Annotated in this window: 24 protein-coding genes; 9 read left to right on the top strand and 15 right to left on the bottom strand. The window is 51.6% G+C overall.

Annotated features, from left to right (window positions below):
• Nucleotides 1-13: 13 nt before the first annotated feature.
• The 4 genes from yajO to xseB are packed head-to-tail and all read right to left on the bottom strand — an operon-like array spanning nt 14 to nt 4,074.
• On the bottom strand, nt 14-988 hold the full coding sequence (gene yajO / locus SK32_RS10850; RefSeq protein WP_048212436.1) for a 1-deoxyxylulose-5-phosphate synthase YajO: 975 nt from the start codon (nt 986-988) through the stop codon (nt 14-16).
• Nucleotides 989-1,044: 56 nt separating this feature from the next.
• Nucleotides 1,045-2,907 carry a 1-deoxy-D-xylulose-5-phosphate synthase gene (dxs, locus tag SK32_RS10845; RefSeq protein ID WP_048212435.1) on the bottom strand — a complete coding sequence of 621 codons (1,863 nt, stop codon included), beginning with the start codon at nt 2,905-2,907 and terminating at the stop codon, nt 1,045-1,047.
• Nucleotides 2,908-2,931: 24 nt separating this feature from the next.
• The gene (ispA, locus tag SK32_RS10840; protein ID WP_048212434.1) at nt 2,932-3,831 is read right to left on the bottom strand and encodes a (2E,6E)-farnesyl diphosphate synthase; all 900 of its coding nucleotides are present in this window, start codon (nt 3,829-3,831) and stop codon (nt 2,932-2,934) included.
• The gene (gene xseB, locus SK32_RS10835; protein ID WP_038638224.1) at nt 3,832-4,074 is read right to left on the bottom strand and encodes an exodeoxyribonuclease VII small subunit; all 243 of its coding nucleotides are present in this window, start codon (nt 4,072-4,074) and stop codon (nt 3,832-3,834) included.
• Between the two features lie 208 nt (nt 4,075-4,282).
• Between xseB and thiI the strand changes: the two genes are divergently transcribed.
• Entirely contained in the window at nt 4,283-5,731 is a 1,449-nt protein-coding gene (thiI, locus tag SK32_RS10825) for a tRNA uracil 4-sulfurtransferase ThiI (RefSeq protein WP_048212433.1), read from the top strand.
• Between the two features lie 65 nt (nt 5,732-5,796).
• On the opposite strand, the gene SK32_RS10820 is transcribed toward thiI, so the two are convergent.
• Genes SK32_RS10820 through panE form a run of 3 tightly spaced genes read right to left on the bottom strand, consistent with a single transcriptional unit; the run spans nt 5,797 to nt 8,376 of the window.
• Complete coding sequence (locus SK32_RS10820) at nt 5,797-6,879, bottom strand: hypothetical protein (RefSeq protein ID WP_048212432.1); 1,083 nt, start codon at nt 6,877-6,879, stop codon at nt 5,797-5,799.
• 32 nt (nt 6,880-6,911) lie between these two features.
• The gene (yajL, locus tag SK32_RS10815) at nt 6,912-7,502 is read right to left on the bottom strand and encodes a protein deglycase YajL (RefSeq protein ID WP_003847587.1); all 591 of its coding nucleotides are present in this window, start codon (nt 7,500-7,502) and stop codon (nt 6,912-6,914) included.
• Entirely contained in the window at nt 7,465-8,376 is a 912-nt protein-coding gene (gene panE, locus SK32_RS10810; protein WP_003021593.1) for a 2-dehydropantoate 2-reductase, read from the bottom strand. The genes yajL and panE overlap by 38 nt, the downstream gene beginning before the upstream one ends.
• A 174-nt stretch (nt 8,377-8,550) precedes the next feature.
• Between panE and SK32_RS10805 the strand changes: the two genes are divergently transcribed.
• Complete coding sequence (locus tag SK32_RS10805; RefSeq protein WP_003831002.1) at nt 8,551-9,042, top strand: YajQ family cyclic di-GMP-binding protein; 492 nt, start codon at nt 8,551-8,553, stop codon at nt 9,040-9,042.
• Nucleotides 9,043-9,122: 80 nt separating this feature from the next.
• On the opposite strand, the gene SK32_RS10800 is transcribed toward SK32_RS10805, so the two are convergent.
• Entirely contained in the window at nt 9,123-10,487 is a 1,365-nt protein-coding gene (locus SK32_RS10800) for an MFS transporter (protein ID WP_048212431.1), read from the bottom strand.
• 182 nt (nt 10,488-10,669) lie between these two features.
• Between SK32_RS10800 and SK32_RS10795 the strand changes: the two genes are divergently transcribed.
• The 3 genes from SK32_RS10795 to SK32_RS10785 are packed head-to-tail and all read left to right on the top strand — an operon-like array spanning nt 10,670 to nt 11,972.
• A complete protein-coding gene (locus SK32_RS10795; protein WP_048212619.1) occupies nt 10,670-11,152 on the top strand; it encodes an Hcp family type VI secretion system effector in 483 nt (160 codons plus the stop codon).
• A gap of 11 nt (nt 11,153-11,163) precedes the next feature.
• Nucleotides 11,164-11,613, top strand: coding sequence for an STM2901 family protein (locus SK32_RS10790; RefSeq protein WP_048212430.1), 450 nt, complete (start codon nt 11,164-11,166; stop codon nt 11,611-11,613).
• On the top strand, nt 11,598-11,972 hold the full coding sequence (locus SK32_RS10785; protein ID WP_032948696.1) for a DUF1493 family protein: 375 nt from the start codon (nt 11,598-11,600) through the stop codon (nt 11,970-11,972). Before SK32_RS10790 ends, SK32_RS10785 begins: the two co-directional genes overlap by 16 nt.
• 63 nt (nt 11,973-12,035) lie before the next feature.
• Here SK32_RS10785 and cyoE read toward each other — a convergent pair whose 3' ends face one another.
• The 7 genes from cyoE to SK32_RS10750 form a co-directional block, all read right to left on the bottom strand.
• The gene (gene cyoE, locus SK32_RS10780; protein ID WP_003835956.1) at nt 12,036-12,926 is read right to left on the bottom strand and encodes a heme o synthase; all 891 of its coding nucleotides are present in this window, start codon (nt 12,924-12,926) and stop codon (nt 12,036-12,038) included.
• 11 nt (nt 12,927-12,937) lie between these two features.
• Nucleotides 12,938-13,267, bottom strand: coding sequence for a cytochrome o ubiquinol oxidase subunit IV (locus tag SK32_RS10775; protein WP_003021607.1), 330 nt, complete (start codon nt 13,265-13,267; stop codon nt 12,938-12,940).
• Nucleotides 13,267-13,881 (bottom strand): cytochrome o ubiquinol oxidase subunit III, encoded by a 615-nt coding sequence (locus SK32_RS10770; protein ID WP_003021608.1) that lies wholly within the window; start codon nt 13,879-13,881, stop codon nt 13,267-13,269. The genes SK32_RS10775 and SK32_RS10770 overlap by 1 nt, the downstream gene beginning before the upstream one ends.
• The gene (gene cyoB / locus SK32_RS10765; protein WP_043015399.1) at nt 13,871-15,862 is read right to left on the bottom strand and encodes a cytochrome o ubiquinol oxidase subunit I; all 1,992 of its coding nucleotides are present in this window, start codon (nt 15,860-15,862) and stop codon (nt 13,871-13,873) included. Before cyoB ends, SK32_RS10770 begins: the two co-directional genes overlap by 11 nt.
• Nucleotides 15,863-15,873: 11 nt before the next feature.
• Nucleotides 15,874-16,830 (bottom strand): cytochrome o ubiquinol oxidase subunit II, encoded by a 957-nt coding sequence (gene cyoA, locus SK32_RS10760; RefSeq protein WP_048212428.1) that lies wholly within the window; start codon nt 16,828-16,830, stop codon nt 15,874-15,876.
• Nucleotides 16,831-17,289: 459 nt separating this feature from the next.
• A complete protein-coding gene (gene ampG, locus SK32_RS10755) occupies nt 17,290-18,765 on the bottom strand; it encodes a muropeptide MFS transporter AmpG (protein ID WP_048212427.1) in 1,476 nt (491 codons plus the stop codon).
• Nucleotides 18,766-18,809: 44 nt separating this feature from the next.
• On the bottom strand, nt 18,810-19,388 hold the full coding sequence (locus tag SK32_RS10750; protein WP_016152050.1) for a lipoprotein: 579 nt from the start codon (nt 19,386-19,388) through the stop codon (nt 18,810-18,812).
• 305 nt (nt 19,389-19,693) lie between these two features.
• Between SK32_RS10750 and bolA the strand changes: the two genes are divergently transcribed.
• From bolA to clpX, 4 genes are all read left to right on the top strand, one after another.
• Complete coding sequence (gene bolA / locus SK32_RS10745) at nt 19,694-20,011, top strand: transcriptional regulator BolA (RefSeq protein WP_040232707.1); 318 nt, start codon at nt 19,694-19,696, stop codon at nt 20,009-20,011.
• Nucleotides 20,012-20,355: 344 nt separating this feature from the next.
• On the top strand, nt 20,356-21,654 hold the full coding sequence (tig, locus tag SK32_RS10740; RefSeq protein WP_003021622.1) for a trigger factor: 1,299 nt from the start codon (nt 20,356-20,358) through the stop codon (nt 21,652-21,654).
• 247 nt (nt 21,655-21,901) lie between these two features.
• Nucleotides 21,902-22,525: an ATP-dependent Clp endopeptidase proteolytic subunit ClpP gene (gene clpP / locus SK32_RS10735; RefSeq protein ID WP_003021624.1), complete on the top strand. Its 624-nt coding sequence runs from the start codon at nt 21,902-21,904 to the stop codon at nt 22,523-22,525.
• A 126-nt stretch (nt 22,526-22,651) separates the two neighbouring features.
• Entirely contained in the window at nt 22,652-23,926 is a 1,275-nt protein-coding gene (gene clpX / locus SK32_RS10730; RefSeq protein WP_040232704.1) for an ATP-dependent protease ATP-binding subunit ClpX, read from the top strand.
• Nucleotides 23,927-23,968: the final 42 nt, after the last annotated feature.

The following is a 23,968-nucleotide window of genomic DNA, read 5'->3' as shown; positions in this document are numbered from 1 at the left end:
CAATCGCCAATGCTTATTTAAATCCCACCACCGGATGCTGTTTGTACGGCGTTTCCAGCTCGGCTACCTGCTCTGGTTTCAGCGTTAAATCCACCGCATTAAGCAACTCATCCAGCTGTTCCTCACGCGACGTACCGATAATCGGCGCGGCCACACCGGGTTTACTCAGTAGCCAGGCCAGCGCAACCTGTGCACGCGTGACGCCTAATTCTTCACTGATACCGGCCAGCCGTGCGGCAATTTGCGCATCGTTTTCATCGCTCTCGTTGTACAAATTTTTACCGACTTCATCAGAAACCAGACGTGCCGTCGTTTCTCCCCACGGGCGCGTCAGGCGACCACGCGCCAGCGGACTCCATGGGATCACCGCCACACCTTCCTGATAGCACAGTGGCAGCATTTCGCGTTCTTCTTCGCGGTATATCAGATTGTAGTGATCCTGCATGCTAACGAACTGCGCCCAGCCGTGTTGTTTCTGTAAGGCCAGCGCCTGAGCAAACTGCGAAGCGTGCATGGATGAGGCGCCGATATAGCGCGCTTTACCGGCTTTAACGACGTCGTTCAGCGCTTCCAGCGTTTCTTCGATCGGCGTGTTGTAATCCCAGCGGTGAATTTGCAGGATGTCGACATAGTCCATACCCAGACGTCTGAGGCTATCGTCGATTGAGCGCAGGATTTGTGCGCGGGATAATCCTTCCGGCAGGTCGTCAACCTGATGAAAAACCTTGGTGGCGACCACGACATCTTCGCGGTGGGCAAAATCACGCAGCGCGCGACCGACAATCTCTTCGCTGCTGCCAGCGGAGTAGCTGTTGGCGGTATCGAAAAAGTTAATGCCGCCTTCAAGGGCGTGTTTGATTATCGGGCGGCTGCTTTCTTCAGGTAGCGTCCAGGCATGATTGCCGCGATTGGGTTCGCCAAACGTCATGCAGCCCAGGCAAAGGCGGGAGACCCGAAGGTCGGTTTTTCCTAAGATGTTGTATTTCATCAATCCACTCCTGCTTAGCTCGTGATGAATTAAGCATAGCAGGAGCGGGGAGGGGATTATGCCAGCCAGGCCTTGATTTTGGCCTCAATTCCGGTGGCATTCAGACCCAGATCGGCGCGAGCTTCATCCTGAGTTCCCTGCGGGATGAAGAAATCAGGCAGGCCAATGTTCAGTACCGGAACGGGCTTGCGATGGGCCATCAGTACTTCGTTTACACCGCTGCCAGCACCGCCCATAATGGCGTTCTCTTCAATGGTGACCAGCACGTCGTGTTGGGCAGCCATTTCCAGGATCAGCGTTTCATCCAGCGGTTTCACAAAGCGCATATCCACCAGCGTGGCGTTCATCGACTCTGCGACCTGAGCGGCTTCCGGCATCAGGGTGCCAAAGTTGAGAATTGCCAGTTTCTCACCGTGACGCTTGACGATACCTTTACCGATAGGCAGCTGTTCCAGCGGCGCCAACTCAACGCCCACCGCGTTACCGCGCGGATAACGCACGACCGTTGGACCATCGTTATAGTGATAGCCGGTAAACAGCATCTGGCGACATTCGTTCTCATCGCTCGGGGTCATAATGACCATTTCCGGGATGCAGCGCAGGAAGGAGAGATCAAACGCCCCTTGATGAGTTTGTCCATCTGCGCCCACAATACCCGCCCGGTCGACAGCGAACAGGACCGGCAGTTTCTGAATGGCGACATCATGCAGCACCTGATCGTACGCGCGTTGCAGAAAAGTAGAGTAAATCGCCACGACCGGCTTATAGCCGCCAATCGCCAGACCGGCAGCAAACGTCACCGCGTGCTGCTCGGCAATCGCCACATCGAAGTAGCGGTCCGGGAATTTACGGGAAAACTCCACCATGCCGGAGCCTTCGCGCATCGCCGGGGTGATCGCCATCAGCTTATTGTCTTTCGCTGCGGTTTCGCACAGCCAGTCACCGAAGATTTTTGAATAGCTCGGCAGGCCGCCGCTGCTTTTCGGCAGGCATCCGCTGGACGGATCGAATTTGGGTACCGCGTGGAAGGTGATTGGATCTTTTTCTGCCGGCTCGTAACCACGACCTTTTTTGGTCATGATGTGCAGGAACTGCGGGCCTTTCAGATCGCGCATGTTCTTCAGTGTGGTGATAAGCCCCAGCACGTCGTGACCGTCCACCGGACCGATATAGTTAAAGCCCAGTTCTTCAAACAGCGTGCCCGGCACGACCATGCCTTTAATGTGTTCTTCGGTACGTTTGAGCAGCTCTTTAATCGGCGGTACGCCGGAGAACACTTTCTTCCCGCCTTCGCGCAGCGAGGAGTAAAGTTTGCCGGAGAGCAATTGCGCCAGGTGGTTGTTCAGCGCACCGACATTTTCTGAGATCGACATTTCGTTGTCGTTCAGAATAACCAACATGTCGGGTTTAATATCACCCGCGTGGTTCATCGCTTCAAACGCCATGCCAGCAGTGATGGCGCCATCGCCAATCACGCAGACGGTACGACGTTCTTTGCCTTCTTTCTCAGCGGCAACCGCAATACCGATACCAGCGCTGATGGAGGTTGATGAGTGGCCAACGCTCAGTACGTCATACTCGCTCTCACCGCGCCACGGGAACGGATGCAAACCGCCTTTCTGACGAATGGTACCGATTTTATCGCGGCGGCCGGTCAGGATTTTGTGCGGATAAGCCTGATGTCCCACATCCCAGATTAACTGGTCAAACGGGGTGTTGTAGACATAGTGCAGCGCGACGGTGAGTTCCACCGTGCCCAGACCAGAGGCGAAGTGCCCGCTGGAACGGCTCACGCTGTCGAGCAAATAGCGGCGCAGTTCGTCGCAAAGCTTTGGCAGGCTCTCTTTCGGCAGCAGGCGTAACTCCTGGGTGGAGTCGACCAGCGCCAGGGTCGGGTATTTGGCTATATCAAAACTCATCGCAAGCTCATGGGATATGTTGGTTTATTTATCACGCTGGATTATGTAGTCCGCTAGCGCTTCCAGTGCCGAGGTATCGAGTGACTGTGCGGCCAGCAGATTCAGCGACTGGCGGGCATCTTCGATTAAATCCCGGGCTTTATTCCGGGCTTGCTCAAGACCCAGAAGTGCAGGATAGGTACTTTTGCCAAGCTGCTGGTCAGCACCCTGACGTTTACCCAATGTTGCAGTATCGCCTACCACATCCAGTATGTCATCCTGAACCTGGAAGGCCAGACCGATGCTTTCTGCGTATTTGTCGAGTATTGCCAGGCATTCTCGCCCTTTATCGCCTGCGCTCAATGCACCCAGACGTACGGCGGCGCGAATCAATGCCCCGGTTTTGTGGCGGTGAATACGCTCCAGAGCATCCAGCTCAACCTGATGGCCTTCGGCTGCCAGATCCAGCGCCTGGCCGCCGCACATACCGGCGATACCGCTGGCCTGAGCCAGTTCAGAGATCATCGCGATGCGGTCACGGTCAGACACTTCCGGCATCGGGGCGTCGCTGATAATGGAGAACGCCAGCGTTTGCAGCGCATCTCCGGCGAGGATCGCGTTTGCCTCACCAAATTTTACGTGGCAAGTCGGCAGACCGCGGCGCAGGTCATCATCGTCCATCGCGGGTAAATCATCGTGCATCAGTGAATAAGCATGGATGCACTCGACGGCTGCAGCGGGAGCATCAAGCGTACTCAGGCTGACGCCAAACATCTGGCCGGTCGCGTACACCAGGAACGGGCGCAGACGTTTACCGCCTAATAATGCGCCATATTGCATGGTTTCGACCACGGGAGTGTTCTGAAAGGGCAGTGGCGCGATAAAACGGCTCAGTGCCTGGTTGGCCTGCTCAACGCAAGCCTGTAGCTGCTGCGTAAAATCCATTTACTCATTATCCGGTGTAAAAGGCGTAAGGGCGGCGTCTTCAGTATCTGACAGCAGGATTTGCACGCGCTGTTCAGCCTGTTGCAATTTAACCTGTCCCTGACGCGCCAACTGTACGCCGCGTTCGAATTCGTTCAGCGCTTCTTCCAGCGGCAGGTCGCCGCTTTCCAGGCGGGTAACAATCTGTTCCAGCTCGCTCAGCGCTGTTTCAAAACTGGCTGGCGCTTCATTTTTCTTCGGCATAATGAATGTCTGACTCTCTGTATTGGCAGCACAAGACTATGGTAACGGACTCGCACTGATAAGCAAATAACGCGCAATGGTAAGGCGATGTGCACAGGATGACCATGATGGTGGTATACTTGCGCGCCTGGATGCAGCCGCAGGGTATGGGCTGCTGTATTTTTTCCCATTACAAGTCATTCAGACTTGCCAAAGAACCATTGCCGCCATGAAGTTTATCATTAAATTGTTCCCAGAAATCACCATCAAAAGCCAATCTGTGCGTTTGCGCTTTATAAAAATTCTGACAGGGAACATTCGTAACGTTTTAAAGCACTATGATGAAGACCTTGCCGTTGTCCGCCACTGGGATCACGTTGAGGTTCGCGCGAAAGATGAAAGCCAGCGCCTGGACATTCGCGACGCGCTGACCCGTATTCCGGGGATCCACCACATTCTCGAAGTAGAAGACGTGCCGTTTACCGATATGCACGATATTTTCGAGAAAGCGCTGGTACAGTATCGTGACCAACTGGAAGGTAAAACCTTCTGCGTACGCGTTAAGCGTCGTGGTAAGCATGAGTTTAGCTCCATTGAGGTGGAACGTTATGTTGGCGGTGGACTGAACCAGCATATTGAATCCGCGCGCGTGAAGCTGACGAAGCCGGACGTGACGGTTAATCTTGAAATCGAAAACGACCGTCTGTTGCTGGTTAAAGGCCGTTATGAAGGTATTGGCGGTTTCCCTATTGGTACGCAGGAAGACGTACTGTCGCTGATCTCCGGTGGTTTCGACTCTGGCGTGTCCAGCTACATGCTGATGCGTCGCGGCTGCCGCGTACATTACTGCTTCTTTAACCTCGGCGGCGCAGCGCATGAAATCGGTGTTCGTCAGGTGGCGCATTATCTGTGGAACCGTTTTGGTAGTTCGCATCGCGTGCGTTTTGTTGCTATCAACTTTGAACCGGTGGTCGGTGAGATCCTGGAGAAAGTCGACGACGGTCAGATGGGTGTGGTTCTCAAGCGTATGATGGTTCGCGCGGCGTCGAAAGTCGCTGAGCGCTACGGCGTACAGGCGCTGGTCACCGGTGAAGCACTGGGCCAGGTGTCCAGCCAGACGCTGACCAACCTGCGTTTGATCGATAACGTATCAGACACCCTGATCCTGCGCCCACTTATCTCCCATGATAAAGAGCACATCATCAATCTGGCGCGTGAAATTGGCACCGAGGATTTTGCTCGTACCATGCCGGAATACTGCGGTGTAATTTCAAAAAGCCCGACGGTGAAAGCGGTTAAAGCGAAGATTGAGGCCGAAGAAGAAAACTTCGATTTCTCTATCCTCGATAAAGTGGTTGAAGAAGCGAACAATATCGATATTCGCGATATTGCCCAGCAGACGCAGCAAACCGTGGTAGAAGTGGAAACCGTGAGCGACTTCGGCCCGAACGATGTGATTCTGGATATCCGTTCTGTGGATGAACAGGATGATAAACCGCTGAAGGTTGACGGCGTGGACGTCGTTTCTCTGCCGTTCTACAAGCTGAGCACTAAATTCGGCGATTTGGACCAGAGTAAAACCTGGCTGCTGTGGTGTGAACGCGGGGTGATGAGCCGTCTGCAGGCGCTTTATCTGCGCGAGCAGGGCTTTGAAAACGTGAAGGTGTATCGCCCGTAATTGAGTAAACACCGTGTTGTAGGCCGGATAAGGCGGTTGCGCCGCCATCCGGCAATGCAACGATATTATTCAAAACGCACAGGAAGCGTCTTCCCGTTCGATTCCCAGACGCCCTGATAAACTCCGTCTTTTAACTCCAGCGTTATCTTCTCTTGCGCTTGTTCAGCAGCAGATGTCTTCAGTTCATAATGTTGATTGTCGGCTGTGTCGCATTTGCCGGTTAATTCAATCGGTGCGCCAAATTTCTGGTAAAAGTAAGCCCCTTCAAAGAAATCACCGTATTTGCAGTCCACCTTCAACACAATACGCATGCTTTTTCCCAGCGTGCCGTACATGACTTTGCCGTCAATGCCGGGCGCTGGCGAAACCGGTGTTGTACTCTTTGCGCCAGTCAGATACTGGCCGTACGGCGTGAGCCGATTTTGCAGTTCCGCGGTTGGGATTTTCGTGGTGAAATCACCCAACTCGTCGAGTGCGCGGCTGGCGTGGTTGCTACAGCGTCCGTTCAGGAAGACCAGATGGTCTTTTTGCAGGGAGAATTTGTCGATGTAATACAACCCGTCGGTGTAGGTTGCGCATGATGCGTAGAATTCGGCATAGTCAAAGTCTTCGCCTTTCTCTTCTTTTATTTGTTCTGGTGTTTGCGATTTATGCGCATCAACAAAGGTGTCGATTTGGCCACGGATATCTTTTCTGATGCGAGTATTTAATTCGGCCATCGTAGAACGGGAAAAGAGGTCGTTGAGGGTAATTGCCGCGCCGTTGGCTAAATCGAAGCTGAGCGGTACATTGTACGATTCGCAATACGCTCCGCAGCCTTCGACAAACATATTCATGGTCAGGATTTTTTCGTCGCGAAATTCAACCGTGTAGTTAAGGTTTGCGGTGGGATTCATGGCTGATTTCGCAAACTGGTTTACTGTGGCCTGCGGAGTATTACCCGGTAGTTGATTGATAAAGGTTGCGAAAATATAATCGTTAATACGTTTCGCAACCTTGGGGTTATCCGTCGAGGAAAACCATGGTACGCGATATTGCATTTCAGTGCTTCCGGGATAGCGATACTCAATACTCTTTATGTCGAGTTGCGTCGCTGTGGCATAACCGGAAAGGAGCAATAAAGCCACTCCACTCAGATATCCTTTCATTATGATTCCTTATAAGGGAGTGGCCTGAAGATTTACTCGTAGTAGTTATAGATTCCCGCTGCCATCACCAGTTGTGATGCAACTTCGTAAGCCTTTTCACGACTGACCAGAAGATCAATGATTTTCAAACCGAAATCGATTGAGGTTCCCGGTCCCTGGCTGGTTAACAGGTTAACGCGCGGATCCCACACGACGCGCTTGTCCTGCCATTGATCAGCGGGGATTTGGTCTTTCAGCGCCGGGAAACCGGTCATGTTGCCGATGGGAAAAATGTCGTGCGGGACGAGGACGGTCGCGGCAGCGGCGCAGATTGCCGCGACAATGCGCCCGGAGCGATGAAACTGCTTCACGGTTTCGACCAGCAGAGGGCTGTCGCGAAAACACTCGGCGCCTTTAATACCGCCCGGCAGTACGATAATGTCGAAATCGCCGTCAGCAACTTCGACTAATGGCGCATCCGCCAGCAGTTTCACACCGCGCGAGCACACGATCGTCAGGTTGCCATCGCTGGCGACGCTGGCGGTTGTGACCTTAATTCCGCCGCGAACCAGTAGATCGATAGTAGTAACCGCTTCGGTTTCTTCACTACCAGGGGCGAGACATACCAGTGCTTGAGCGCTCATACTCACTTTCCTTTCTTTTAACCATTTCAAAGAGGCGGGCATTTTCCGGAACGGCGATGCCGTGCGCGCGTGCACGTTTTAACAAATAACCGGTAATGTAGTCGATCTCGGTATGACGCATGGCGCGAATGTCCTGCAGCATAGATGAGATATTTTCCGCCGTACTGTCAATCACTTGCTCGACATAATAGCGTAAATCATCCGCTGATGTGTGGTGGCCTTCGCGTTCGATGACCGCTGCCACTTCCTCGCAGATGAGCGCTATTTTTTCCGGATGGTGACGCAGCTCGCCGTTTGGGCAATCCCATAATGCGGTCAGCGGGTTAATGACGCAGTTGACGGCCAGCTTGCGCCACAGCTCGGCGCGAATGGTGTTGTGCCAGGCGACGTCCGGCAGCACCTCTTGCAGGGTTTCAGCCAGATAGCTGAAATCACCATCTTGTTCACGCGCCGGCCCAATACGCGTTGTTCCCTGAGCGACATGAATGATGACGTTCCCGTCACGGCGTGCCGCGTGAGTGGTGGTGCCCATCAGCAGGGGTTGTTTAATGTTATGTAACTCTTCAATCGTCCCCATGCCGTTGTGAATTAACAGAATGGGCGTGGTTTCAGGCAGAATTGCAGACAGGCCTTTTACCGCATCAGAAACCTGCCAGGCTTTCAGGGTGACCAGCAGCAGGTCGCTTTTTGCCAAAAAGTCGGGGTCGTTTGCCGTCAGGGATTCATTAAAAACTGACCCATCCGTGTCGATCAGGTTTACGCTGCAGTAGGGTTGCGGTACGCGCAGCCACCCTTGCACCTCATGTCCATGTTTGCACAGCGCTGTAAGCCATAGCTGTCCTAACGCTCCACATCCCAGTACGGTAATTTTCATTCTTCCTCCTCACCTGCAACAGCACCAGGTGTTAATCCATATCGACCGCACCCCATTATTGTTCGCAGATGTCACTACCACGTACAATGAAAGGATACAGCCTAGTATAGCGCTGTCTGTTGAGTAACTTTGCAGGTATTATGCTTCGCATCAAAAATGAAGGGAGAGGAAAAGATGCCATCTTTCGATATTGTCTCTGAAGTTGATCTTCAGGAAGCCCGTAACGCGGTGGATAACGCCAGCCGTGAAGTCGAGTCACGCTTTGATTTTCGTGGCGTTGAAGCCACTTTTGAGCTGAATGAGTCAAATAAGACGATTAAGGTGCTGAGCGAGTCTGATTTTCAGGTTAATCAGCTGCTGGATATTTTGCGTGCCAAACTGCTGAAACGCGGTATTGAAGGCACGTCGCTGGACGTACCAGAAACCTTCGTGCACAGCGGTAAAACCTGGTTTGTCGAAGCTAAGCTGAAGCAGGGCATTGAAAGCGCGGTGCAAAAGAAAATCGTTAAGCTGATCAAAGACAGCAAACTGAAGGTACAGGCGCAGATTCAGGGCGAAGAAATCCGTGTGACCGGTAAGGCGCGCGACGATCTGCAATCCGTCATGGCGCTGGTTCGCGGCGGCGATCTCGGTCAACCGTTCCAGTTCAAGAACTTCCGCGATTAAGTCGTAATGCCTGATCCGGCCTACAGGTAGCACACGTTATTTGTAGGCCGGACGAGACGTTAGTCGCCATCCGGCAATCTTCACGCCTGGCTGATGGCCTGCTCAACCTCAAATCGATTGGTGACTTTGCTGTCGATTTTCACGTAGGCCGAATGCTCTTTCGCCACAATTAACACTTCGCTTATTCCTTCTTTTGCCAGCAGGCGCTGCTTCAACGTGTCATCTGCGGCAATTTCTGGTGGAATTTCCACACGCAGGCTGCTGACGTACGGTGGCTCTTTCATTGTGCTTGCCACAATCAACCAAACTGCCGCCAGTAGCGCACCGGCCAGAAATACGGCCTGACCATCAAACATTTCAACCACCCAACCGCCGAGCGAACCGCCAATCGCCACGCCAAGAAACTGGCTGGTGGAGTAAACACCCATCGCCGTGCCTTTGTAACCCGCAGGCGATTCTTTGCTGATAAGCGAGGGGAGAAGGGCTTCCATCAGGTTAAAGGCGAGGAAGAAAATCTGCACGCCCGCAATCAGACCCCAGAAACGAATGTTAGCGCTCCACAATACAATCTCTGCAATAAGGATCAGTAACACGCAGGCGAGGAATACGCGTTTCATCTTGCGCTTTACTTCGGCGTAAATGATGAACGGCACCACGGAAACAAAGGACAGCAGCATCGTCACCAGATAAATTTTCCAGTGTTCTGCGGCGGGGAAACCGGCTTTCGCCAGTTGTCCTGGTAACGCGACGAAAGTGGACATCAGCAAAATGTGCAGACACATGATGCCGAAATTGAGCTTCAGCAGTTTGGGCTCCGCCAGCACTTTGCTGAAGCTATCTTTTACCATGCCCGATTCACGGTTTAGTACGTGGCTGGTGCTATTGGGAACGACCCAAATGGTCAGCACGATACCCGTGGTGGCAAGGGCGGCAATCATCCAGAACAGCGCGTGGAGCCCCAGCGCATGGGTAACGATTGGCCCCAGCACCATCGCAATGGCAAAGGTGATACCAAAGCTGACGCCGATAAACGCCATCGCTTTGGTGCGGTTTTGCTCGCGGGTTAAGTCGGAAAGCAGCGCCATCACGGCGGCGGCAATTGCCCCGGAACCTTGCAGCGCACGGCCAAGAATAATTCCCCAGATTGAATCTGAGAGGGCGGCAATCACGCTGCCGAGAACGAATACCGCCAGCCCGCCGACAATAAGCGGCTTACGACCAATGCGGTCAGAGAGCAGACCAAAGGGGATCTGGAAGACGGCTTGCGCCAGGCCATAAATGCCGATGGCAAGGCCTATCAGCGCTTCGCTGGCACCCTGTAGCGCCATACCGTACGTGGTCAGAACCGGCAGAACCATAAACATGCCAAGCATGCGCAACGAGAATACGGTCCCTAAACCCCAGGTGGCGCGCAACTCACCGGGCGTCATTTTGTAATCGTTCATTCCCACCTCTGTTTTAATTTCGCGCCTAGTGTAAAGCGGGGAAAGAGTGCGGTAAACCTCTACGATATGTGGAATTGTGTTGTGGGAAAATTGCAATAATTACACATGTAACTAATTTACTTGCGATAATTTCAGGTGTAGTCTTTTTGTGGTTATTTCTAATGGAAAGAGGGAAAAGGAAAATGGCGATTCCAGGCAATATGTGGATTTATGACGATGGTGGCGCGCTGATTAAGGGCGGGTGTGACGTAAAGGGAAGAGAATACAGTATTGAATTTAAAGGTTTTCATCACAATCTATCTATTCCCACTGATAATGCAACGGGTAAACCAACAGGCACACGCCAACATTCACCGATGATGATCGTCAAAGAGTTTGACTACTCGAGTCCCTATTTATACAAAGCTGTTGCTTCTGGTCAGAATCTTAAGTCTGCAGAGATTCGTTGGTACAAAATCAATAATGCCGGTCAGGAAGTGGAGTATTTCAACATGCTGCTCGAGGGCGTGCGGATTGTCTCGGTCTCTCCGACGATGGCTGGGCCAGAAGACAAAAACAACAATCACCTTGAAACCATAGAGTTACGCTACGAAAAAATCACATGGAAGCATTGCGACGGGAACATTATCTATACCGACGCATGGAATGATCGGCAGACGGCATAATGGGTGATTGAATGGACACAACTGAAGAAGCGAATGGAACCTATTGGTATCATGGTCACAGTAATCTATCAGCTGGCGAATTGTTCGATCTCATCTTTCTGGAACAATTTTGTGATGAGTTAGGAATTGGCATTGAATCGGGAGCCGCGATTCTGGCTGGTCAACCTTGGTTAAAAACAAGGCAAAAACCACGAGACGCGACTAAAGGAACAAGTGTTGCCTCAAAGTACGCAAGAATTATACTGAGGGATATGCGATTACCTTTTGGCCTCAGAGTTAAAACACCAGTTGGTTTTACCATGAAGAAAACTAACAAGCTTGCTGCTGTGATTGGGCGTTATTGCCCCTGGTTAGGATGGGTGGCGTTAACCAACGCTATTTACCAGGTCTCACGGCGTACACAGAATAAATACAATCTGATTGCCCGACCAAAAGATCGCATACAGTGGACATCTTTCTAATGAGCATACAAGATGAAGTGTTGAAGCTATTCAGGAATGAGATACCTGGATACGACGATAAAGACGGAAATGAGGTCCCATTAGAATTGGACACAGATTTATTCGATGAACCACGAGACGACCTCTCAGATGCTGTAGAAGAGTTTCAGAAAGCATTCAATGTAGATTTATCGAATGTTGACTGGACCCGCTATTTTCCTTGGGAAAACACGCCTCTTCTGACTCGGTGGTTCAAAGCTAACCGGGAAGAAGTGGAAGCAACGCGCATACCGTTAACCGTAAGGATGTTTGCTGAGTCGGCTGAAGCGGGGAAATGGCTTTTTGAGGTCTGGGATGATAAACAAAAAGACGAGACCTAATGCTCTCTAGACTGCATAGTAATAAAAAAGGGTGCCGAAGCACCCTTTTCGTATCCGCAGATTTTACCAGACGTAAGTCAGCAGGTTCTGCGAGTTTGGCACCATAAAGTCGACGGACATCATCACGGAAAGCGCGGTAATGGCGATGATGGAGAAGCCGAACAGCTTGCGCGCCCAGACTTTGTCATCTTCCACTTTATAACCGCGCAGCGCCATGCCCAACCACCAGACGCTCACCGCCGCAGCAACAATCAGGTATTTATAACCTGCATAGCCGCCCAGGGTTAGCATCAGCGTGGCGATAGCAAATGCGATGATGTACAGCGTGATATGGTTTTTCGCGACTGAAATACCTTTCACCACCGGAAGTACCGGGATGTTGGCAGCCTGATAATCCTTAAAGCGGAAAATCGCAATCGCGTAAGAGTGCGGCATCTGCCACAGGCTGAAAATAGCCAGCAGAATCAGCGCACCGCTATCGAACTCACCGGTTACGGCGCAGTAGCCAATCACCGGCGGCGCAGCGCCGGAGAGTGAGCCAATCAGCGTGCCATAAACGGAATGGCGCTTCATGTACAGGCTATAGACGCCCACATAGACCACGAAGCCCATTACCCCCAGCCAGCAGGCCAGAGGGTTCGCGCCAAACCACAGCAGCATAAAGCCAGCAATACCCAGCAGGGTGGCGTATACCAGTGAGACCGCAGGGGAAATCAGACCTTTAACCAGCACGCGGTTTTTGGTCCTCTCCATCTTCCTGTCGATATCCCTGTCGATGTAGTTGTTAAATACACAACCCGACGCCACAACCAGTGACACCCCAACCAGCGTGTAGATAAACAGGGGATAATCAATGCTGCCTTTCGAGGCCAGCAGGAACCCCCCAATCACCGAGATCAGGTTGCCAAAGATGATGCCTGGTTTCGTTACTTGCAGGTATTGCTTAAACATCATAATCGCCGCTCTTAGTGCATCATCATGTTGTAGTTAAGGTTCCACATAATCCAGATGGAGCCCACAACCAGGATGGCGATGATTAGCACAGTAAAGACAAAGGCCGTCATGTTCCAGCCTTCATCAGATTTGCTATTCATGTGCAGGAAGCACACCAGGTGCACCAGAATCTGTACCACTGCCATTGCCAGAATAGTTCCCAGAATGACGGCCGGAGAGGCAGAACCTGTCATCACCATCCAGAACGGAATGACCGTCAGGATGATAGACAGGATAAAACCTGTCATGTAGGTTTTTACGCTGCCATGGGATGCGCCGCCGCTCTCGTTAGCATGACTCATTACATCGCCCCCATCAGATAAACAACAGTGAACACACAAATCCATACCACATCCAGGAAGTGCCAGAACAGGCTCAGGCACATGATGCGGGTACGGTTAGTACTGGTCAGGCCGCGACGAGCCACCTGCACCATCAGCACCGCCATCCAGATAAGACCGGAGGTGACGTGCAGACCGTGCGTGCCGACCAGCGCGAAGAACGCAGACAGGAAACCGCTGCGATCCGGGCCCATGCCGTTAACAATCAGGTGATGGAATTCATAGAGTTCCATCCCGATGAATCCGGCACCGAACAAGAAGGTCAATGCCAGCCAGGAGATAACCTGGCTCTTGTTGTTCTTGTACATGGCAATCGCTGCCATGCCGTAAGTAATGGAGCTGAATAACAACAGGAATGTTTCAACCAGAACGAACGGCAGTTCAAAAATGTCCTTACCTGTCGGGCCACCTGCGGTGCCGTTCACCAGAACGGCATAGGTTGCAAACAGAATAGAGAACAGAATGCAGTCGCTCATCAGGTAGATCCAGAATCCGAAGATCTTGGTCTGGCCTGCATCGTGGTGCCCGTGTTCGTGCGCGTGGGCAGTCGCGTGCGTTAAAGTATCAGTTGCCATTTTTCAGCCCTGCCTTAGTAATCTCATCGAAATGCTGGTTTTCCAGTTTTTCGACTTCCGGGACCGGCACGTAGTAATCCACGTCTTCATCAAAGCTTTTCACAATCCAGCTGATGATCATGCCTGCGAAGCTTGCAATCGCCAGCCACCAGATATGCCAGATCATGGCGAAACCAAACAGTGTTGCGAAGGCGGTAATGACGATACCGGCACCGCTGTTCTTCGGCATATGAATTTCTTCATAGTGCGCAGGCTGCTTGTACGCTTCACCTTTTTCTTTCATTTCCCAGAAGGCATCACGCTCGTGAACGTGCGGCACAATGGCAAAGTTATAGAACGGAGGCGGGGAAGAGGTTGCCCACTCCAGCGTACGACCACCCCATGGGTCACCGGTCAGGTCACGGTTCTGCTCGCGGTCGCGAATAGAAACGTAGATCTGAATCAGCTGGCACAGGATACCCAGTGCAATCAGCGCAGCGCCGCAGGCGGCAACGACCAGCATCGGATGGAACTGTGGGTCAATCTGCTGGCTGAGGCGACGGGTCATACCCATGAAGCCCAGCACGTACAGCGGCATAAATGCCACGAAGAAGCCGATGATCCAGAACCAGAATGCGCGTTTACCCCAGGTTTCGTTCAGCGTGAAGCCAAACGCTTTTGGCCACCAGTAGGTCATACCTGCGAAGCAGCCAAATACGACGCCGCCGATGATAACGTTATGGAAGTGCGCAATCAGGAACAGACTGTTGTGCAGTACGAAGTCTGCACCCGGAACCGCCAACAGTACGCCGGTCATGCCGCCGACTGAGAAGGTCACGATAAAGCCAATCGTCCACAGCATCGCTGAGTGGAATACGATACGGCCCTGATACATGGTGAACAGCCAGTTGAAGATCTTCACCCCGGTCGGGATGGCGATAATCATGGTGGTAATACCGAAGAAGGCGTTTACGTTAGCGCCTGCACCCATGGTGAAGAAGTGGTGCAGCCAAACAACGAACGACAGAACGGTGATACACACGGTTGCCCACACCAGCGAGGTGTAACCAAACAGACGTTTACGTGAGAAGGTTGCCGCGATTTCGGAGAACACCCCGAAGACCGGCAGAACCAGAATGTACACTTCCGGATGGCCCCAGGCCCAAATCAGGTTGATGTACATCATCATGTTGCCGCCCATATCGTTGGTAAAGAAATGGGTACCCAGATAGCGATCCAGGGTCAGCAACGCGACGGTAACCGTCAGGATTGGGAAAGAAGCGATAATCAGGATGTTCGCGCACAGAGACGCCCAGCTGAATACCGGCATCTTGAACATGGTCATTCCTGGCGCACGCATCTTAATGATGGTCACAAAGAAGTTGATACCGGTCAGGGTTGTACCAATACCGGACAACTGGACTGCCCATATCCAATAATCGACCCCGACGCTTGGACTGTACTCTATTCCCGAAAGTGGTGGATACGCCAGCCAACCGGTCTGCGCGAATTCACCCACGCCCAGAGACAGGTTAACCAGGATTACGCCGACAACGGTGAACCAGAAGCTCAGGTTGTTCAGGAACGGGAATGCAACGTCACGTGCACCGATCTGCAGTGGAACCACCAGGTTCATCAGACCGATAACAAATGGCATTGCCACGAAGAAGATCATAATCACGCCGTGAGCCGTGAAGATCTGGTCGTAGTGGTGAGGAGGCAGGAAGCCCGCTTCACCTGCAGAAGCCAGCGCTTGCTGACTACGCATCATGATGGCGTCGGCAAAGCCACGAATCAACATGACGATTGCGACGATGACATACATGATGCCAAGGCGTTTGTGGTCAACCGAAGTCAGCCACTCTTTCCACAGGTAGGTCCACTTACCGAAGTAAGTGATTAGGCCCAGTAAGGCCGCACCACCGATGATAATGGCAGCGATCGTAACCATGACAATGGGTTCATGGAACGGCACTGCATCCAGCGTCAATTTTCCGAACATCGTATTCTTCCTCAACCCCTTGAGTTGGCGGATTCCGCGTGGCTCATGTCCATGCCTTCCATACCTTCGTGTGCGCTGTGCTCACCTTCTGGTTGGGTCATGTCCATGCTCTTACCGTGAGCCATAAATTTGTTAATAACGTCTTTAAACAAATCGGGTTTCACGTTGGAGAAGTATTCCACCTGGTTGTATTCACTTGGCACAGCCACTTTCTCGAACGCAGCCATGTCGCTCATGGTGTTCGTGGACTGTTTAGCTTTAGCAACCCATTGGTCGAATTCGGCGCGGTCCTTTGTTGCGATAGCCTTGAACTTCATACCGGAGAAGCCTGGTCCGCTATAGCTTGCGGAGATACCATCATAAGTACCGACTTCGTTGGCGATCAGATGCAGTCGAGTCTGCATACCGGCCATGGCATAAATCTGGCTACCCAGACGCGGGATAAAGAAGGAGTTCATCACGGAGTTAGATGTCACTTTGAACTCAACCGGAGTATTCGCCGGGAAGGCGATTTCATTCACGGTAGCGATACCCTGTTCCGGATAGATGAAGAACCATTTCCAGTCCATGGAAACCACTTCGATGGTAATGGGCTTCTCGTCATGCGCCAGCGGTTTGCTTGGCTCAAGAGCGTGAGTGGTTTTCCAGGTCAGTACGGCAAGGAAAATGATGATTAAGATAGGCACCGTCCAGACCACAGCTTCCACTTTATTGGAGTGTGACCAGTTCGGGCTGTACTTCGCATCTTTATTGCTTGCACGGTACTTCCAGGCAAAACCAACAGCCATCAAGATGGCAGGAATAACGACAATCAACATCAGGCCAAATGCCGTCAGTATCAGTGAACGTTGTTCCAGTCCAATCTGTCCTTTAGGGTCAAGCAGCGCAGAATTACAGCCACTGAGTAACGCAGTGCCTGCAATTAATGACAACCATCGCAAACTTTTATTGTATTTCCTGAGTCTCATTTAACGACCTCAATTCCACGGGACCGGGTGGCGTTTAAAGTGTGAGGGCATTTTACGGGAAGGTTACATTACTGTAAACATCCTTGGATCCGTGTTACCGGGTTCTGCCGTGCATGTCACATATGTTGCAATATATGTCGTCTCGGCTTTAAGAACCTGTTGCAACATCACGTTATAACGAAAGCGGGCGAGCAGGGGAGGTGTTGAGGGCAATTGGTATAACCAATACGGAAATAAAACAATTGTTTAACAATTGATTATCAATAAAAAGACAAATGATGAACAAAAAATAAATCTGATCTGGCTGAATCGAGTAAGGAAAATAGAATTTATAAAAGGAGTCAATAATTTCCAAATTCTATGGCGCACAAAACAACAAATATTATTTTTATCAATTGTTGTTTATTTAGCCGTTATAATTACGCAGGGTGATTACAACGGCCAAATTAATGTGAAAAATTACATCAGACGTGTTTTTCGTAGTGCAAGATAGTCCAGTAACCCACCCAATACGACGCCACAGATGGCGACCGCGACTGAGACTTCAAGCAGCCCTGTCAGGAAAGAGAAGCTGGTGTAATCCAGCGCGTTCATGGTGAGCAGCAACAGCCAAACAGCCAGCAAACAGCAGCCCGTTACTAGCGTCATCAAAGCCAGATTGTACGCCCCACGGAACTCTGTGCGTGGAATAAAACTCTCATTTTGCCAGCTATGTTCCAGCGTCTGGCGGCACACCAGCAGCAGCAGGAGTCCAGGGATCGCGGCAAACACGGAAAACAGATAAAACGTTGGCCATCCGTGCGCTTCGACAAACCAACCTGCTACCGGGCCAACGTAAACGCGACCGACCGCTGAAAGCGCGGAGAGCAGGGCGAACTGGGTTGCGGAGAACGATTTATTACACAGCGTCATTAATAAGGCGACAAACGCCGCAGTACCCATCCCACCGCACAGGTTTTCAAAGAAGACGGCAGTCGCCATACTGAACATGTGCTTGTCGGTTATAGAAAGCAGCCAGTATCCGGCGTTCGATACGCCCTGCAGAATGCCGAAAATGAGTAACGCGCGAAACAGCGAAAGACGCTGCATCAGGATCCCACCGTATAGCGCACCGACTATTGTCGCCAGCAGCCCCAGCGTTTTATTGACGACGCCGACTTCACCGGCATCAAATCCGACACCGCGGATCAAAAAGGTGGTGGTCAGGCTCATGGCGAAGGCATCACCGAGCTTATACAGCACAATAAGCAGCAGGATAAGCCAGGCGTTGTTACGACCAAAGAAGTCGCGCAGCGGGGCTGCAACCGCCTGCTCCAGCGTTTTGGGCACCGGAATGGCATCAGTCGGTTCAGGTGCTAATAGGGTGGCAATGATACAAGGAATCAACAGCGCTGCCATCAGCCAGTACATCCCTTGCCAGCCCAGCCAGCGATCGGCCATCCACAGGGCCAGTCCGCCTGAAACCAGCATCCCTAATCGATAGCCCAGCACGCTGATAGCCGCGCCGGTGCCGCGTTCTTCGGCGGGTAACACGTCGGTTTTCCAGGCATCAAAGACGATATCCTGCGATGCTGAACAAAACGCGATCACCACCGCAAGCGCGGCCATCCAGCGCAGCTGTGTGCCAGGCTCCAGAAAACCCATCGCGGCGATAGAAATGAGTAACAGCACCTGAGTTGCCAACAACCAACCACGACGTCGACCTAAAAATGGCGGCGTGTAGCGATCCATAAGCGGGGACCAGAGGAACTTAAACACGTAGGCCTGGCCGACCAGAGAAAAGAAACCGATGGTTTTAAGATCGATATTCTCGACCGTCATCCATGCCTGGAGCGTACCCGAGGTCAGTGCGAGCGGTAAACCGGAAGCGAACCCCAGCATGAGCAGGATAGCCGAACGTGGTTGCTGAAAAATACGTAAGTAATGACTGGACATGGGCTTCTATAGGCCCGACGAACGCCGGGCCATATGGGCAGAAATTAACGCGCGTTCTGCTTGATGAAATCGTGAACGCTGGTGTCCTGAGACATATCAGCGATGGTGTCGGTCAGCACGCTGTTAACGGCGTCAGCGATATTTTTGTTAGAGGCCTGCAGTGCGCCTTCAACAGAATAGCTTGCGCGGTAGTTTTTGGTCATCTTGTTGCCGTTAGCAGCGGTCGCAATGATGGCGATGTCTGCTTTGGTGGCGATGTTATAGCGCACGCTACCCTGAGACACGTCAGCGTACAGCTGGCTAACAATGATTTGCAGGTTTACAGCACCGTTTGGTCCAATCATATAACCGCGTGCGGTCATCTGTTTTTCCAGCACTTCTTGTAGCAGGAAGCGCAGATCGCGTGACGCAGTCAGCGTAACCAGTTGGTTGTCGCGGGTGACTTTTGCCAGCGCTTGATCCTGACGCTGGTCGGCACCGTTGATGCTAACGGTCACGCCCATCAGGCTTGGGTCCTGCTGCGGCAGAGTAATTTTCGGGGAGACTTCAATAGTGGTCGGCGGCGTTGCGCATCCAGCTAACATGAACAGCGCGACAAACGGGACGAGGATTTTTTTAAACATGCCAGGGCTCTCAGCGAATCTAAATTGTATGGTTGGAGAAATTTCCCGCCATCATAACATCGCCAACGATGAGGGGAAGTAGGTAACGCATGTAAATTCATTGTGTTGTTCGTTTTATGATTTTGTGGAGACCATAAACGGACTTTTTGCAATAAATCGAAGTGAGGAATTAGTGAACTTCATCCATTTGGCTGAGAAAATCAGACAAGCGCTAATTTTTTGTTGCTAAGGTGTAATGAAAACGGTAAAAGCGGCTAGTATTTAAAGGGATGGGTGACATCTCAGCGTTGTCGGAGGAAAATTTCATGATGATTCGTGAGCAAATAGAAGAAAAATTAAGGGCAGCGTTCCAACCCGTGTTCCTCGAAGTTGTGGATGAAAGCTATCGTCACAATGTCCCGGCTGGTTCTGAAAGCCACTTTAAGGTTGTGCTGGTCAGCGATCGCTTTACAGGTGAACGTTTTCTTAATCGTCATCGGATGATTTACAGCACGTTAACGGCAGAGCTTTCCACAACCGTTCATGCCCTTGCCCTGCATACCTACACCATTAAGGAGTGGGAAGCGTTGCAGGATACGATTTTTGCATCGCCTCCGTGTCGTGGGGCGGGAAGCATCGCGTAAAAACGGATTTGCAACAACCGACGCTTTTCCAGTATGTTGCTACAGATTATGTGAAAACGGCCTGCGGGCCGTTTTGTTTTGTCTGAATTCTGAGTAGGTCGTCCAGTATTCAGACAAAAATTAGCCGGGAATTGTGAAAAAAGCCGCAGCAACGCGCAATAACCGTTCTCGACTCATAAAAGTGATGCCGCTATAATGCGCGTCTTATTTTTCGGAATGTCTTCGGGATGATTCTGACGACAGGGAATGTGATTGATTATGAGAACATCCCAGTTCCGCGAAGCCAACAACCTGTGCTTGCGGAGAAGAGTTGACCGAGCACTGTGATTTTTTGAGGTAACAAGATGCAAGTTTCAGTTGAAACCACTCAAGGCCTTGGCCGCCGTGTAACGATTACTATCGCTGCTGACAGCATCGAGACCGCTGTGAAAAGCGAGCTGGTCAACGTAGCGAAGAAAGTGCGTATTGACGGTTTCCGCAAAGGAAAAGTACCGATGAATGTTGTTGCTCAGCGTTATGGCGCGTCTGTTCGCCAGGACGTTCTGGGCGACCTGATGAGCCGCAACTTCGTTGACGCGATCATCAAAGAAAAAATCAATCCGGCTGGCGCACCGAACTACGTTCCGGGCGAATACAAACTGGGTGAAGATTTTACTTACGCGGTAGAGTTCGAAGTTTACCCGGAAGTTGAGCTGACTGGTCTGGAAGCAATCGAAGTTGAAAAACCGGTTGTTGAAGTCACCGACGCTGACGTTGACGTGATGCTGGATACCCTGCGTAAGCAGCAGGCTACCTGGAAAGACAAAGACGGCGCTGCTGATGCAGAAGACCGTGTAACCATCGACTTCACCGGTTCTGTAGACGGCGAAGAGTTCGAAGGCGGCAAAGCGTCTGACTTCGTACTGGCGATGGGCCAGGGTCGTATGATCCCAGGCTTTGAAGAAGGCGTTAAAGGCCACAAAGCTGGCGAAGAGTTCACTATCGACGTGACTTTCCCGGAAGAGTACCACGCTGAAAACCTGAAAGGTAAAGCCGCTAAGTTCGTTATCAACCTGAAGAAAGTTGAAGAACGCGAACTGCCGGAACTGACTGAAGAATTCATCAAACGTTTCGGCGTTGAAGATGGTTCCGTAGCAGGTCTGCGCGCTGAAGTACGCAAAAACATGGAACGCGAGCTGAAAGGCGCAGTGCGTAACCGCGTTAAGTCTCAGGCGATCGAAGGTCTGGTAAAAGCTAACGACATCGACGTTCCGGCTGCGCTGATCGACAGCGAAATCGACGTTCTGCGTCGTCAGGCTGCACAGCGTTTCGGCGGCAACGAGAAACAAGCTCTGGAACTGCCGCGTGAACTGTTCGAAGAACAGGCTAAGCGTCGCGTAGTTGTTGGTCTGCTGCTGGGCGAAGTGATTCGCACCAATGAACTGAAAGCTGACGAAGATCGCGTTAAAGGCCTGATCGAAGAGATGGCTTCTGCTTACGAAGATCCGAAAGAAGTGGTTGAGTTCTACAGCAAAAATAAAGAGCTGATGGACAACATGCGTAACGTCGCTCTGGAAGAGCAGGCTGTTGAAGCCGTTCTGGCGAAAGCGAAAGTGACTGAAAAAGCCACTTCCTTCAACGAGCTGATGAACCAGCAGGCGTAATTCGTCGCTTTTTTAGCTCGAATTTCGTACGCAAGCCCGTCACCTTTTGGTGGCGGGTTTTTTTTTGTCACGCATTTTGCATGGGAAGAGTGCGAAAACAGCGTTTCAGTGTTAGCGTTACAACAAAAGATTGTTATGCTTGAATTATGGCGATGTCGTACCCATTACTGAGGGACTAGCTGATAATCCGTCCATAAGGTTACAATCAGCACAGCAGGTTTTTTCAAATTTTATCCAGGAGACGGAAATGTCATACAGCGGCGAACGAGATAACTTTGCACCCCATATGGCGCTGGTGCCGATGGTCATTGAACAGACCTCACGTGGTGAGCGCTCATTTGATATCTATTCTCGTCTACTTAAGGAACGCGTCATTTTTCTGACCGGCCAGGTCGAAGACCATATGGCTAACCTGATCGTGGCGCAGATGCTGTTCCTGGAAGCAGAAAACCCGGAAAAAGATATCTACCTGTATATTAACTCCCCAGGTGGGGTGATCACTGCCGGGATGTCTATCTATGACACCATGCAGTTTATTAAGCCAGACGTCAGCACCATTTGTATGGGCCAGGCGGCCTCAATGGGCGCGTTCTTGCTGACCGCCGGGGCGAAAGGTAAACGTTTTTGCCTGCCTAACTCTCGCGTCATGATCCACCAGCCTCTGGGCGGTTACCAGGGTCAGGCAACGGATATTGAAATTCATGCCCGTGAAATCCTGAAGGTAAAAGGGCGCATGAACGAACTTATGGCGCATCATACGGGTCAATCTCTTGAGCAGATTGAACGTGATACCGAGCGCGATCGCTTCCTCTCCGCTTCTGAAGCGGTGGAGTACGGTCTGGTCGACTCGATTTTGACCCATCGTAATTAATGCCCAGCGCGCAGGTGTGCCGCTATAATTACCTGGAGCGGCACAACGCTGACTAGCGTCTTGCGCCTGAGAATGGCATTTGCGTCGTCGTGTGCGGCACAAAGAACAAAGAAGAGGTTTTGACCCATGACAGATAAACGCAAAGATGGCTCGGGCAAATTGTTGTACTGCTCTTTTTGCGGCAAAAGCCAGCATGAAGTGCGTAAGCTGATTGCCGGACCATCCGTGTATATCTGCGACGAATGTGTTGATTTATGTAACGACATCATTCGCGAAGAGATTAAGGAAGTAGCACCGCACCGTGAACGCAGTGCGCTGCCGACGCCACATGAAATTCGCAACCACCTGGACGATTACGTTATCGGTCAGGAGCAGGCGAAGAAAGTGCTGGCGGTCGCGGTATACAACCATTACAAACGTCTGCGCAACGGCGACACCAGCAATGGTGTTGAGTTGGGCAAGAGTAACATCCTGCTGATTGGCCCGACGGGTTCCGGTAAAACGCTGCTGGCTGAAACGCTGGCGCGCCTGCTGGACGTTCCGTTCACTATGGCTGATGCCACCACGCTGACCGAAGCCGGTTATGTGGGTGAAGATGTTGAAAATATTATTCAGAAACTGTTGCAGAAGTGCGATTACGACGTGCAGAAAGCACAGCGTGGGATCGTCTATATCGATGAAATCGACAAGATTTCGCGTAAATCAGACAATCCGTCCATTACTCGTGACGTTTCTGGCGAAGGCGTACAGCAGGCGCTGTTGAAACTGATCGAAGGTACGGTTGCCGCCGTTCCGCCACAGGGTGGACGCAAACATCCGCAGCAGGAGTTCTTGCAGGTTGATACCTCCAAGATTCTGTTTATCTGCGGTGGTGCATTTGCCGGTCTGGATAAGGTGATTGCTAACCGTGTTGAAACCGGCTCCGGCATTGGTTTTGGCGCAACGGTAAAAGCACAGTCTGATAAAGCCAGCGAAGGTGAACTGCTGTCGCAGGTAGAACCGGAAGATCTGATTAAATTTGGTCTGATCCCTGAGTTCATCGGTCGTCTGCCGGTTGTGGCAACCCTGAGCGAACTGAGCGAAGAAGCGCTTATTCAGATCCTGAAAGAGCCGAAAAATGCCCTGACCAAGCAGTACCAGGCGTTGTTCAATCTTGAAGGTGTTGATCTGGAATTCCGCGAGGAAGCGCTGGATGCTATCGCCAGGAAAGCGATGATTCGTAAAACCGGTGCGCGTGGTCTGCGTTCTATCGTCGAAGCGGCGTTACTCGACACCATGTACGATCTTCCTTCTATGGAAGACGTTGAAAAAGTGGTGATCGACGAGTCGGTGATTGGCGGACAGAGCAAGCCGTTGCTGATTTACGGTAAGCCGGAAGCACAGCAGGCATCTGGCGAATAATTCATCAATTCATACAGACGTTTAACCAAAAAGGGGGGATTT

Origin of the sequence: Citrobacter sp. MGH100, from assembly GCF_001034465.1 — a bacterium.
GTDB classification, from domain to species: domain Bacteria; phylum Pseudomonadota; class Gammaproteobacteria; order Enterobacterales; family Enterobacteriaceae; genus Citrobacter; species Citrobacter youngae.
Note: the sequence above shows the minus strand (reverse complement) of the source record. Positions and strands in the feature narration are given on the sequence as shown.